Genomic DNA, 13,029 nt, shown 5'->3' with positions numbered 1-13,029 from the left:
GGGAATTTCCGACGCCGGACCGGAATCCGGGGATATTTTTTGGACAACAGGGCCGTGGAAACGACGAAACCCCGGCTCGGGGAGCCGGGGTCTCGCAAAGATCGCGCGGTGGGACCGTCAGAGGTTCACGCCGTGCGAACGCAGGTAGGCGACAGGGTCGATGTCCGAGCCGTACTCGGGCGTGGTGCGCGCCTCGAAGTGCAGGTGCGGGCCGGTGACGTTGCCGGTCGCGCCGGAGACGCCGATCTGCTGGCCGGGGGTGACCGACTGGCCGACCGAGACGCCGATGGACGACAGGTGGCCGTACTGGGTGTACGTGCCGTCGGCCATCCTGATCACGATGTTGTTGCCGTACGACCCGCCCCAGCCGGCCTCCACGACCGTGCCGCGGCCGACCGCGTGGACCGAGGTGCCGCTCGCGGCGTGGAAGTCGACACCGGTGTGGCTGCCGGACGACCACAGGGAGCCGCCGCTCTTGTAGCCGGTGGAGATGTAGGAGCCGGAGATCGGGGCGACGAAGGCGTTGAGGCGCTTGCGCTCGGCCTCGCGGGCGGCGCGCTCCTTGGCCTCGCGGATCTCCTTGGCCCGCGCCTCGGCCTTGCGCCTGGCCTCCTCGGCCGCCTTCTTCTGCGCGGCGGCCCGCTCCTGGGCGACGGCCTGGGCGTCGATCTGCTCGGCGAGCGAGTCACCGGCGCTGACGACGGGCATGAGGCCGGTCTGTTCCACGGAGCTGACGGAGTTGTCGGCCGCGAGGGCCGGAGCGGCGATGGTGCCGATGACGCCGGTGGTGGCGAGGGCCGCGACGCCCGCCGCGCGGGCGGTGGTGCGCTTCATGCGGCTGGGACGACGGTGCTTCCCGGTGGCGCAGGTGAACGCCATGTAGTGGCTGATCCTTTCCTTCCTTCTCGCCTACCGGGTTAGCTGACGGGTTCGGAGCAGGAAGGTCTCCTACGGACCCCCTCGCGGTGCGCGGGCGTCCGATTCACCCCAGGGACTCTTGGTGTGGGTCCCCGGCTCCCCTGGCTCGCGCCATGCGGGGACTCGGCGATGACTGCCCGGTGCCGCGGGCGCGGCGCAGTGCCTGACGGACAGCCCAGAGGACGCTAAGCGGGGCCACTTTCAATCCCCAAACCGATCAGGGCTTTTGTAGCGCATCCCACAGGGCAGACAGGCAACCTCCTGCCCAATTCGGACATCTGACGAACTCGGGTGACGAAGGGGCCCTGGTGACGCTTCCGTCACCAGGGCCCCTGAGGTCGGGTGCCGCTACTCGGCCGTCACGACCTTGACCTCGCCGATGCCGAGGGCCTCGACGGGCTCCTTGATGGCGGCCGCGTCGCCGACCAGGACGGTCACCAGCCGGTCCACCGGGAAGGCGTTCACGACGGCGGCGGTGGCCTCGACGGTGCCGGTCGCGGCGAGCTGCTGGTACAGGGTCGCCTGGTAGTCGTCGGGCAGGTGCTGCTCGACCTGGTCGGCCAGCGTGCTCGCGACGGCCGCCGCGGTCTCGTACTTGAGCGGCGCCACCCCGACGAGGTTCTGCACGGCGACATCGCGCTCGGCGTCGGTGAGACCGCCCTCGGCGAGCGTGCGCAGCACCTTCCACAGATCGTCCAGGGCGGGACCGGTGTTGGGGGTGTCGACCGAGCCGCTGATGGCGAGCATCGCGGCGCCCGAGCCGTCCGGGGCGGACCTGAGGACCTGGCCGAACGACCGTACGCCGTAGGTGTAGCCCTTCTCCTCGCGCAGGACGCGGTCCAGACGGGAGGTGAGGGTGCCGCCGAGGCAGTACGTGCCGAGCACCTGCGCGGGCCACACGCGTGCGTGCCGGTCGGCGCCGATGCGGCCGATCAGCAGCTGCGTCTGGACGGCGCCGGGACGGTCCACGATGACGACCCGGCCGGTGTCGTCGGCGGTCACCGGCGGCACGGGGCGCGGCTGGGCCGTGGACCCCGTCCAGGAGCCGAGGGTGTCGGCGAGCAGCGCGTCCAGGTCGATGCCGGTGAGGTCGCCGACGACCACGGCGGTCGCGGTGGCGGGGCGCACGTGCTTCTCGTAGAAGCCGCGCACGGCCGCGGAGTCGATGTTCTCGACCGTCTCCTCGGTGCCCTGGCGCGGACGCGACATGCGCGAGTCCGCCGGGAACAGCTCCCGGGAGAGCTCCTTGGCGGCGCGGCGGGACGGGTTGGCCAGCTCGTGCGGGATCTCGTCCAGGCGGTTGTTGACGAGCCGCTCGACCTCGCTGTCCGCGAACGCGGGCGCCCTGAGCGCGTCGGCCAGCAGACCGAGCGCCTTGGCGAGCCGGGAGGCCGGCACTTCGAGGCTGAGCCGGACGCCCGGGTGGTCGGCGTGCGCGTCGAGGGTGGCGCCGCAGCGCTCCAGCTCGGCGGCGAACTCCTCGGCGGAGTGCTTGTCGGTGCCCTCGGAGAAGGCGCGCGCCATGATCGTGGCCACGCCGTCCAGTCCGGCCGGCTCGGCCTCCAGGGGGGCGTCCAGGAGCACCTCGACGGCGACGACCTGCTGGCCGGGGCGGTGGCAGCGCAGAACGGTGAGGCCGTTGTCGAGCGCCCCGCGCTCGGGGGCGGGGAAGGCCCAGACCTTGGGCTCGCCCGCCTGCGGCTGCGGGTGGAACTCCATCGCGGCGAGCTCGCTCACTTGGCCGCCTCCTCGTTGTCGTCGGTGGCTTCCACGGTGGCCGCGGACTGCGGGGCGTCCGCGTCCTCGGCGCTCTGGGCGATCTCGCCCGGGGCGGTGGGTTCGTAGACGAGCACCGCGCGGTTGTCGGGGCGCAGCTTGGCCTGGGCGACCGCCCGGACCTCCTCGGCGCTCACCTCCAGGACGCGCTGCACGGCGCTCAGGGCGAGCTGGGGGTCGCCGAACAGGACGGCGTAGCGGCACAGTTCGTCGGCACGGCCGGCGACGGTGCCGAGCCGGTCCAGCCACTCGCGCTCCAACTGGGCCTGGGCGCGCTCCATTTCCTCGGCGGTCGGGCCCTCCTCGGCGAACCGGGCGAGCTCCTCGTCGATGGCGGCCTCGATGACCGGCACCTCGACGTCACCGGAGGTCTTCACGTCGAGCCAGCCCAGGGAGGGCGCACCGGCCAGCCGCAGCAGGCCGAAGCCGGCCGCGACGGCCGTACGGTCGCGCCGTACGAGCCGGTTGTAGAGGCGGGAGGACTCGCCGCCACCGAGGACGGTGAGGGCGAGGTCGGCCGCGTCGGCCTCACGCGTGCCGTCGTGCGGCAGCCGGTAGGCGGCCATCAACGCGCGCGCAGGGACCTCCTCCTCGACGACCTCGCGCAGCTGCTCCCCGATGATCTCGGGCAGGGAGCCGTCGCGGGGCGCGGGCTTGCCGTCGTGCGAAGGGATGGAACCGAAGTACTTCTCGACCCAGGCGAGCGTCCGCTCCGGGTCGATGTCGCCGACCACCGACAGGACGGCGTTGTTGGGCGCGTAGTACGTGCGGAAGAACGCGCGTGCGTCCTCCAGGGTGGCCGCGTCCAGGTCGGCCATCGAACCGATCGGGGTGTGGTGGTAGGGGTGGCCCTCCGGGTAGGCGAGCGCGGTGAGCTTCTCGAACGCGGTGCCGTAGGGGACGTTGTCGTAGCGCTGCCTGCGCTCGTTCTTGACGACGTCGCGCTGGTTCTCCATCGACTCGTCGTCGAGGGCGGCCAGCAGCGAGCCCATGCGGTCGGCCTCCAGCCAGAGGGCGAGCTCCAGCTGGTGGGTCGGCATGGTCTCGAAGTAGTTGGTGCGCTCGAAGCTGGTCGTGCCGTTGAGCGAACCGCCCGCGCCCTGGACGAGCTCGAAGTGCCCGTTGCCGTGCACCTGCTTCGAGCCCTGGAACATCAGGTGCTCGAAGAGGTGAGCCAGGCCGGTACGCCCCTTGACCTCGTGGCGCGAACCGACGTCGTACCAGAGGCACACCGCCGCGACCGGGGTCAGGTGGTCCTCGGAGAGCACCACGCGCAGGCCGTTGGCCAGGCGGTGCTCGGTCGCTGTCAGGCCCCCGGTGCCTGCCTGGTCTGTGGCCGTGTGACCCATGGGCATGTACGTCCCTTCGATCGCGGTCGCGGTCGTGGAAACCGCGGTTCGTGGAGCTGTTTTCCTGCCGGTCCTGCCACTGTATGCAAGCGTGCGGACCCTCGGTGAAGTTCCCGGGGCGCGTACGCCCACAGCGGATCGCGTAGCCTGCGGACAACCGTGAGCAGGGCACTGCGCGGTCGCCGGGCCGGGTGGCCCGGTGGTCGCCGGGCAGAGCGGCTCAGCCGGGTCCTGGCCCGGACTGTCAGTGCCGCGGTCCACAATGGTCCGCGTCAGATCCTGTTCACGCTTCAGCAAGAGTGAGCCAAAGGGCCGATGTGAGCGACCCGTAGGCGAGCGACCAGAAAAGAGGAGCCGGCAGCGATGGCCCGCCGCAGCACGAAGACCCCGCCGCCCGACGACTCGTACGAGGAGCGGATCCTCGACATCGACGTCGTGGACGAGATGAAGGGCTCGTACCTCGAGTACGCGTACTCGGTCATCTACTCCCGCGCGCTCCCGGACGCCCGCGACGGCCTCAAGCCGGTGCACCGGCGCATCGTCTACCAGATGAACGAGATGGGCCTGCGCCCGGATCGCGGATACGTCAAGTGCGCGCGCGTGGTCGGCGAAGTGATGGGCAAGCTGCACCCGCACGGAGACGCGTCGATCTACGACGCCCTCGTGCGCATGGCCCAGCCCTTCTCCATGAGCGTGCCGCTGGTCGACGGCCACGGAAACTTCGGCTCGCTGGGCAACGACGACCCGCCGGCCGCCATGCGGTACACCGAGTGCCGCGCTGCCGAGGCCGCGAGCCTGATGACCGAGTCCATCGACGAGGACACGGTCGACTTCGCGCCCAACTACGACGGCCAGGAGCAGGAGCCGGGCGCGCTGCCCGCCGCCTTCCCGAACCTCCTGGTGAACGGCGCCTCCGGCATCGCGGTCGGCATGGCCACCAACATGGCGCCGCACAACCTCACCGAGGTCATCGCGGCCGCCCGCCACCTGATCCGCTACCCGAACGCGGATCTGGACGCCCTGATGAAGCACATCCCGGGCCCCGACCTGCCCACCGGCGGCCGGATCGTCGGTCTCTCCGGCATCCGGGACGCCTACGAGACGGGCCGCGGCACCTTCAAGATCCGCGCGACGGTGTCGGTGGAGACGGTGACCGCCCGCCGCAAGGGTCTGGTCGTCACCGAGCTGCCTTTCACGGTCGGCCCGGAGAAGGTGATCGCCAAGATCAAGGACCTGGTCGGCTCGAAGAAGCTCCAGGGCATCGCCGACGTCAAGGACCTCACCGACCGCGCGCACGGCCTGCGCCTGGTCATCGAGATCAAGAACGGCTTCGTGCCGGAGGCGGTCCTGGAGCAGCTCTACAAGCTGACGCCGATGGAGGAGTCCTTCGGTGTCAACAACGTGGCGCTGGTGGACGGCCAGCCCCTCACGCTCGGCCTCAAGGAGCTCCTGGAGGTCTACCTCGACCACCGCTTCGAAGTGGTGCGCCGCCGCAGCGAGTTCCGGCGCACCAAGCGGCGCGACCGGCTGCACCTGGTCGAGGGCCTGCTCACCGCCCTGGTCGACATCGACGAGGTCATCCGGATCATCCGCTCCAGTGACAACTCCGCGCAGGCCAAGGAGCGCCTGATCGAGCGCTTCTCCCTGAGCGAGATCCAGACGCAGTACATCCTGGACACGCCCCTGCGGCGCCTGACCAGGTTCGACCGCATCGAGCTGGAGTCGGAGCAGGACCGGCTCAACGCGGAGATCGCGGAGCTGACCCGGATCCTGGAGTCGGACGCCGAGCTGCGCAAGCTGGTCTCCGCCGAACTGGCCGCGGTCGCCAAGAAGTACGGCACCGAGCGCCGCACCGTCCTGCTGGAGGCCGGAGCGACGGCCCCCGTGGCCGCCGTACCGCTGCAGGTGGCGGACGACCCGTGCCGGGTGCTGCTGTCCTCGACGGGACTGCTGGCGCGTACGGCGAACGGCGAGCCGTTCCCGGAGGACCCGGGCGGCAAGCGCGCCAAGCACGACGTGATCGTCTCGGCGGTGCCGGCCACCGCGCGCGGCGAGATCGGCGCGGTGACGTCGTCAGGCCGCCTGCTGCGGCTGAACGTGATCGACCTGCCGCAGCTGCCGGAGTCGACCGCGAACCTCGCGGGCGGCGCCCCGCTGGCGGAGTTCCTGTCCCTGGAGGACGGCGAGACGCTGATCTGCCTGACCACGCTGGACGAGTCCTCGCCCGGTCTGGCGCTCGGCACCGAGCAGGGCGTCGTCAAGCGCGTGGTGCCCGACTATCCGTCCAACAAGGACGAGTTGGAGGTCATCACGCTCAAGGAGGGCGACCGGATCGTCGGCGCGGTCGAACTGCGCACGGGCGAGGAGGACCTGGTCTTCATCACCGACGACGCGCAGTTGTTGCGCTACCAGGCCGCGCAGGTCCGCCCGCAGGGCCGTCCGGCGGGCGGTATGACGGGCATCAAGCTCACCGAGGGCGCGAAGGTCATCTCCTTCACCGCGGTGGACCCGGCGGCCGACGCGGTCGTCTTCACGGTCGCGGGCTCGCGCGGCACGCTCGACGACTCGGTCCAGACGACGGCCAAGCTGACCCCGTTCGACCAGTACCCGCGCAAGGGCCGCGCCACGGGCGGCGTCCGCTGCCAGCGGTTCCTGAAGGGCGAGGACTGCCTGTCCCTGGCCTGGGCGGGTCCCGTCCCGGCCCGCGCCGCGCAGAAGAACGGCACACCGGCCGAGCTCCCGGAGATCGACCCGCGCCGCGACGGCTCGGGCGTGTCGCTGGCGAAGACGGTGTCGGTGGTGGCGGGGCCGGTCTAGGCCGGTTCCTCGGGATCCTCCTCGGTCCCGCGGACGTAGCGCAGGACGCCCCACATGCCCGCCTCGTCGGCATGTGGGGCGTCCTCGTGGTCCGCCTTGCACGCCTCCAGCTCCTTGCCGAGCGCGGAGGTGTCGCTGCCGGAGCCGATGAGGACGAGCTGGGTGAGCCGTTCGTCCCCGGCGCTCCACGGCTCGAGGTAGAACCGCAGGAAGCTGCCCACGGCGTGCACGGCGTAGCGGTTGCGGGTGTCGTACGGTCCGAAGTCGACGTACCCCTTGATCCGGTACAGCCCCTCCGGCCGGCTGTCGAGGAAGGCCATCAGCCGACGGGGGTCCATGGGCACGTCGGACCGGAAGGGCACGCTGTCGTAGCCCGAGTGCAGGTGGTCCTCGTGACCGTGTTCGTCGGTGCGGTCGTGAAGGTCGTCGAAGGACAGCTGCCCGATGCGCTCCTCGCCGGGGCGGCAGTCGAAGAGGAACTCGGGGTCGATGCGGCCGTAGGTGGCCGGGACGACGGCGGCGTGCTCGACGAGGGATCGGACGACCCCGAGAACGCGCTCGGCGTCCTGGCCGGCCGCCCGGTCGAGCTTGTTCACCACGACGAGGTCGGCGAGGGCGAGATGCCGGTCGACCTCGGGGTGCTTGGCACGGGTGTCGTCGAACTCGGCGGCGTCGACGACCTCGACGAGACCGCCGTACACGATGTCCGTCTGCTCGCTCGCGAGCACCATGCGCACGAGTTCCTGCGGCTCCGCGAGACCGCTGGCCTCGATGACGATGACGTCGATGCCTGCGTCGGGGTGGGCGAGCCTGGCGAGGTACCCGTCGAGCTCGCTGACGTCGACGGCGCAGCACAGGCAGCCGTTCCCGAGGGAGACGGTGGAGTCGCCGAGCGCGCCGGCGACGGCCATGGCGTCGATCTCGATGGCACCGAAGTCGTTGACGAGGGCGCCGATACGGCTGCCACCGCTGCGGTGGAGGAGATGATTGAGAAGCGTGGTCTTGCCGGAACCCAGGAATCCGGCGAGCACGACGACCGGGATCTGCCGGGGGCTCCCGCTCGGCTGACTCAACGTACGACCTCTTTCGCGCTGCCGCGTGCACCGGATCGCGGTCCCGGCGCACGTACGGGGTGTGAATGCCGGACCAGGATACGAGCCGGAACAATCCCCCCGAAGTGAACGATTGTTAGCAGCGCTTGCGGGGCAGACGTTGGGCAAGGCGCCGGTTCGTGCGACCCTCACTTCCCTCCGTGCGCCTCCTCTCCGCCTCCCCCGCCGATCAGAGCCGCTCGGCACCCTGGGAGACGGCAAGCGCCGCCCACCGCTCGCCGGTCCCCATCAGTCGACCCGAACCCCGACGACCGGCGGACGACCGCCTGATCCGGGGGTTGACATGGCCACACAGAAGTCTGGGAAGCCGGGGCTCGATTGCGTGCTCGCGGCGGGGGTCGCGTTCACCGCCGGGGTCCTCACCGCACTGAGCGCGCGGCGCAACAAGGCAGCTCGACACCGGTCGGCGGAAGCCCTGCGGGCCGAGAACCTCCGCGCCAGCCTGGTGGACTACCAAAAGCTGCAGCTCGGCCTCCTGGAGCGCGCCATCGACGATCCCGAACTGGCCGCGGTCCTGAGCACCTTCGAGGTGGAGTCGCCGACCCATCTGCGGCAGCACCTCTTCGCGAATGCCCTCTACTCCAACGCCCTGTTCGGCTACCGCATCGGCGTCGCGACGATGGAGGAGTTGCACGGCCACTTGCGGGTGCTCTGCAGGAGCGCGCTCTTCCGCAAGTACTGGGAGTCCACACGTCCGCACCGGGCCAGTCTCAAGGACGACTCGGAGGAGGGACGTATCGGCCGGATGGTGGACAACCTCATTCGCGACTTGGACGAGGCCGACACGGAGGAGTGGTGGGTGGTGGGTGAACCTCCGGCCGATTGAACCCAGTTGAGGCAAGGCGAATCGTCCGGGGCGCAGATCCGTTTGGCGTAGACCGTCTCAATGGATGGACAGAGGGTGTGGCAACAGGGGTCGACGGTGGGACTACCCTGTCCCCCGCCCAACACCCACATCGTGAGAACGGGGACTCCCTTGAGAATCGTGCGTCGCATTGGTGCCTCTCCCAGGGAACGCGGGAGCATGAGCGGCGACACCTGTCCCGACATCTTCGAGCTCAGCGACGGCAACTTCGCCGTCATCGGGACCGAGGCCACTGCGGCGCTCGACGGCCAGCTCCCTCCGGACGCGGCACGCGCCGACTACGAGCGGATCGTCGTGGTGACCCGGGAAACCCTGGTACGCGCCAAGGCCGACATCCCCGACGCCTGAAGACCTCCCCGGGCACCTGAGCGACCCTGACCCGTGCCCACGGACCGCCGCCCGCCCTACCCGTCGACAAGCGGCAGATGCGTCCGATTCCGAGCAGTTCGACACCCCGGACACTGCTCACGACTCCCGTGAGCCCGGCGCCAGAACGGCACCGGGCCTCATTCACTCTCAGGCCATCATCGGCACCGCCACCGGCGCCTCCGCCCCCACATACCGCGCCACCGGCCGGATGATCTTCGAGTCCGCCGCCTGCTCCAGGACGTTCGCACTCCAGCCCACCACCCGTGCCGCCGCGAACGTCGGCGTGAACATCTCGCGAGGCAGCCCGCACAGTTCCATGACCACGCCCGCGTAGAACTCGACGTTGGTGTGCAGCTCCCGCCCCGGTTTGAGCTCGGCCAGGATCGCCTCGACATGGCGTTCCACCTCTACGGCGAAGTCCACGCGGGGACCGCCGAACCGCTGGGCGACCTCCCTGAGCATCCGGGAGCGCGGGTCCTCCGTGCGGTAGATCGCGTGGCCGAAGCCCATGATCCGCTCCCCGGCGAGCACCCGTTCCCTGATCCAGGGGTCGATGCGGTCGGGCGTGCCGATCGCGTCCAGGGTGTCCAACGCCCTGCTCGGCGCACCGCCGTGCAACGGTCCGGACAGCGCACCCACCGCCCCCACGAGGCACGCCGCCACATCCGCTCCTGTCGAGGCGATGACCCGGGCCGTAAAGGTTGATGCATTGAAGCCGTGATCAATGGTTGAGATCAAGTACTGCTCGACCGCACGGGCCCGTTGAGGCTCCGGCTCCGACCCCGTCAACATGTAGAGGTAGTTCGCCGCGTACGAGAGGTCCTCGCGCGGCTCGACCGGCTCCAGCCCCTCACCCAGCCGGTGCAGCGCGGTGAGCAGCGTCGGCACCGCCGCGGCCGCCACGAGCGTGTCCCTTCGCCGCTCGTCCGGGTCTATGTCGTACACCGGCCGGAACCCCTTCGCCGCACCGAGCAGCGACAACGCGGTGCGCATGCCGGCCAGCGGCCCGGACCGCCCGCTGGCCGCGGCGACGGCGGGCAGCGCCGCCCGCACCTCGTCCGGCAGCCGCCGCAGCGCCGCGGTCTCGGCACGGAAGGCCACGGCCTGTCCGGCGTCCGGCAGTTCGCCGTGGACGAGGAGATGCCAGACGTCCTCGAAGCCGCGGGTGTGCGCGAGCTCGACGGCGGAGTACTGGCGGTAGTGATAGAACCCCTCCCGCCCCCGGACATCCCCGACCTCGGTGTCGGTGACGACGACGCCGGCGAGTCCTCGCGGTACGTCGACGAGTGTGGTTGCGGACCTGTTGACCGACATGATTCCTCCCTGGACTTGATTCGACTGTCCATGGTTGACTCATTCACTGTCAATATTGATTGAATCAATGCACACCGATCAACCCACCCGTCTGCGGATACGGTGACCTCTTATGCGCGATCAAGACCCCCTCCCCGGCTCCGCCGACCACCGGCTCAGCACCAAGGAGGCCGCCGAGCTGCTCGGCGTGAAGCCCGAGACCGTGTACGCCTACGTGAGCCGCGGCCAGCTCAGCAGCCGACGCGTCCCCGGCGGCCGGGGCAGCACCTTCGACGCCAAGGAGGTGGAGGCCCTCTCCCGGCGCAACCGCCGGGAAAGCGGCGGGAGTCCGGGCTCCGGCGGCGAACTGTCCGTACGGACCCGCATCACGTTCATCGACCGGGACCGCTACTACTTCCGGGGCGTCGACGCGACCGAACTCGCCGCGCGCCACTCGTACGAAGAGATCGCGGAGTGGCTCTGGACCGGTCGGATGCAGCCCGGCGTCACCTTCACCGCGCCCGACGGCACGGTCGACGCGGCCCGCCGCGCGGTGGACGCGCTGCCCGAACACACCAGCCCCACCGACCGGTTGCGGATCGCCGCGATCGCCGCCTCGGCGGCCGACCCCCTGCGCTTCGACCTGTCCGAGGAGGCCGTGCTCGGCACCGCGCGGACCCTCATCCCGACCCTCGTCGGCGCCCTGCCGCCGGTCCTCCACGACCGCCGCCGCGACGACGGCCCGCTGGGCCCCCGGCTGTGGACACGCCTCACCGGACGCAAGCCCGACGACGCGTCCCTGCGCACCCTGGACACCGCACTCGGCCTTCTCGTCGACCATGACCTCGCGGCCTCGACGCTCGCGGTGCGCGTCGCCGCATCGGCCCGCGCCCACGCGTACGCGGCCGTCTCCGCCGGGCTCGGCGTCCTGGAGGGCCCCTTGCACGGCGCGGCGAGCGGGCTCGCCCACAAGCTGCTGCTCGACGTGCTCGACCGGGGCGACGCGGCCCCCGTGATCGCGGAGGAACTGCGAGCCGGCCGCCGCATCCCGGGCCTCGGTCACCGGCTCTACCCGGGCGAGGACCCACGCGCGCGTGTCCTGTTCGCCCTCCTGGAGAGGATTCCGCGCGCCGAGCCCGCTCTCCTCGCGGCCCGCGACATCGTGGCCACCACGGCCCGCCACGCTCCCCTGCACGCCAACGTGGACCTGGCCCTCGCCGTGCTCACCGTCTCCTCCGGGATGCCGTCCACGGCGGGCGAGACCATCTTCGCCGTCGCCCGTACGGCGGGCTGGATCGCCCACGCGCTGGAGGAGTACGGGGAACGCCCCCTGCGCATGCGGCCGAGCGGCATCTATGTGGGTCCCAAGCCACCGCAACCACTGCCGGAGCCCTGACAACACGAGGCCGGAAGTCGCCGCGCCCCAAGTCAGGTTAGGCTCACCTCTGTGAGTACCTGCTCAACGGTCTCGCACGACCTGGACGAGCCCGTTTCCGGAACCGCGGCCACCGCGCGGACCTGGCTGCTGCTGGAACAGCCCGGCCCCTGGGGCGCCAAGGCGCTCACCTCGAGCCACCTGGATCCCGCGCTGGGCCGCGCCCTGGAGGCCGCGGCCAAGGACACGGGCGTGCGCATCGCGTTGATCCGCCGCCCCGGTCGGCACGCCGACAGCGGTACACCCACCCTCCGGCAGGTGTACGCCGCCCACACCGTGCCCGGGAACGTGTGGTTGCACAGCGCGACGACGTGCGATCCGCGTGACCTGCTCGACCTGGATCTCGCCGCACTCGGCAGGGGCGACCACGGCAGCTTCGACGCGAGGCTCGGCGGACGCCCCCACACCGGCGATCCGCTGGCGCTCGTCTGCACCAACGGCAAACGGGACCGCTGCTGCGCACTCCTGGGCCGCCCGCTCGCCGCGGAACTCGCCGCCTCGGGTGTCGGGGGCGCCTGGGAGGTCACCCATCTGGGTGGTCACCGGTTCTCCCCGACGCTGCTCGTCCTGCCGTACGGCTACGCCTACGGCCGCGCCGAGGCCCATGCCGTCAAGGACGTCCTCCACAGCGTCCAGGAGGGCCGGGTCGTGGTCGAGGGGTGTCGCGGCAACTCCGCCTGGGAGCGTCCCGGCCAGGCCGCCGAGCTGGCCGTGCGCACGGCGGTGGGCGAGTACGAGGCGGAGGCGCTGACGGTCGTCCGCACGGACGGCGCGGCCCCGCAGTGGGAGGTGACCGTCGCGCACACCGACGGTCGCCGCTGGCGCGTCCTGGTGGCGCAGACCGCGTCCCTGCCGCCCCGCCCGGAGAGCTGTGGGGCGTCGGTGCTCGGCTCACCCGCGCGGATGGACGTGGTGGCGGTGGACGAGCTGACGACCTCGGCGGCGGCGACGAGCTGACGGCCCCCTTGTGCCTCTCGGCCCCGGTGTGCACCCGGTGTGCCCGTCACCGCACTGTCAGGCCGGCCCGACGGCAACATCCGTCAACGTGTTGATCAAGAGATCCATGCCACACCCCCTGCGGCAGATCCGGCACCT

The 13,029-nt window shown here is 71.0% G+C and carries 10 protein-coding genes and 1 riboswitch; of the genes, 5 read left to right on the top strand and 5 right to left on the bottom strand.

What is annotated here, in order from left to right:
- Window positions 1-117: 117 nt before the first annotated feature.
- From IOD14_RS10185 to IOD14_RS10175, 3 genes are all read right to left on the bottom strand, one after another.
- Complete coding sequence (locus tag IOD14_RS10185) at window positions 118-879, bottom strand: M23 family metallopeptidase (protein WP_123992068.1); 762 nt, start codon at window positions 877-879, stop codon at window positions 118-120.
- 13 nt (window positions 880-892) lie between these two features.
- Window positions 893-1,057: riboswitch (cyclic di-AMP (ydaO/yuaA leader) on the bottom strand.
- A 209-nt stretch (window positions 1,058-1,266) separates the two neighbouring features.
- A complete protein-coding gene (locus tag IOD14_RS10180) occupies window positions 1,267-2,655 on the bottom strand; it encodes a pitrilysin family protein (protein WP_123992067.1) in 1,389 nt (462 codons plus the stop codon).
- Window positions 2,652-4,043: a pitrilysin family protein gene (locus tag IOD14_RS10175; protein ID WP_123992921.1), complete on the bottom strand. Its 1,392-nt coding sequence runs from the start codon at window positions 4,041-4,043 to the stop codon at window positions 2,652-2,654. Before IOD14_RS10175 ends, IOD14_RS10180 begins: the two co-directional genes overlap by 4 nt.
- A 363-nt stretch (window positions 4,044-4,406) precedes the next feature.
- On the opposite strand from IOD14_RS10175, the gene IOD14_RS10170 reads away from it, so the two are divergent.
- Window positions 4,407-6,860 (top strand): DNA topoisomerase IV subunit A, encoded by a 2,454-nt coding sequence (locus IOD14_RS10170; RefSeq protein ID WP_212670088.1) that lies wholly within the window; start codon window positions 4,407-4,409, stop codon window positions 6,858-6,860.
- Here the strand turns inward: IOD14_RS10170 and IOD14_RS10165 are convergent.
- The gene (locus tag IOD14_RS10165; protein WP_212670087.1) at window positions 6,857-7,933 is read right to left on the bottom strand and encodes a GTP-binding protein; all 1,077 of its coding nucleotides are present in this window, start codon (window positions 7,931-7,933) and stop codon (window positions 6,857-6,859) included. The genes IOD14_RS10170 and IOD14_RS10165 overlap by 4 nt on opposite strands.
- A 322-nt stretch (window positions 7,934-8,255) precedes the next feature.
- Between IOD14_RS10165 and IOD14_RS10160 the strand changes: the two genes are divergently transcribed.
- A complete protein-coding gene (locus tag IOD14_RS10160) occupies window positions 8,256-8,798 on the top strand; it encodes a DUF6082 family protein (protein ID WP_212670086.1) in 543 nt (180 codons plus the stop codon).
- 150 nt (window positions 8,799-8,948) lie between these two features.
- Window positions 8,949-9,185, top strand: a complete 237-nt coding sequence (locus IOD14_RS10155; RefSeq protein ID WP_123992064.1) for a hypothetical protein — start codon at window positions 8,949-8,951, stop codon at window positions 9,183-9,185.
- Window positions 9,186-9,353: 168 nt separating this feature from the next.
- On the opposite strand, the gene IOD14_RS10150 is transcribed toward IOD14_RS10155, so the two are convergent.
- The gene (locus tag IOD14_RS10150; RefSeq protein ID WP_123992063.1) at window positions 9,354-10,520 is read right to left on the bottom strand and encodes a citrate synthase/methylcitrate synthase; all 1,167 of its coding nucleotides are present in this window, start codon (window positions 10,518-10,520) and stop codon (window positions 9,354-9,356) included.
- A 112-nt stretch (window positions 10,521-10,632) separates the two neighbouring features.
- On the opposite strand from IOD14_RS10150, the gene IOD14_RS10145 reads away from it, so the two are divergent.
- Complete coding sequence (locus IOD14_RS10145; RefSeq protein WP_212670085.1) at window positions 10,633-11,895, top strand: citrate synthase; 1,263 nt, start codon at window positions 10,633-10,635, stop codon at window positions 11,893-11,895.
- A gap of 51 nt (window positions 11,896-11,946) precedes the next feature.
- Window positions 11,947-12,891, top strand: a complete 945-nt coding sequence (locus IOD14_RS10140) for a sucrase ferredoxin (RefSeq protein WP_212670084.1) — start codon at window positions 11,947-11,949, stop codon at window positions 12,889-12,891.
- Window positions 12,892-13,029 lie beyond the last annotated feature (138 nt).

The organism is Streptomyces sp. A2-16 (assembly GCF_018128905.1).
Taxonomy (GTDB): Bacteria; Actinomycetota; Actinomycetes; order Streptomycetales; family Streptomycetaceae; genus Streptomyces.
This window is presented reverse-complemented; position numbering and strand designations above follow the sequence as displayed.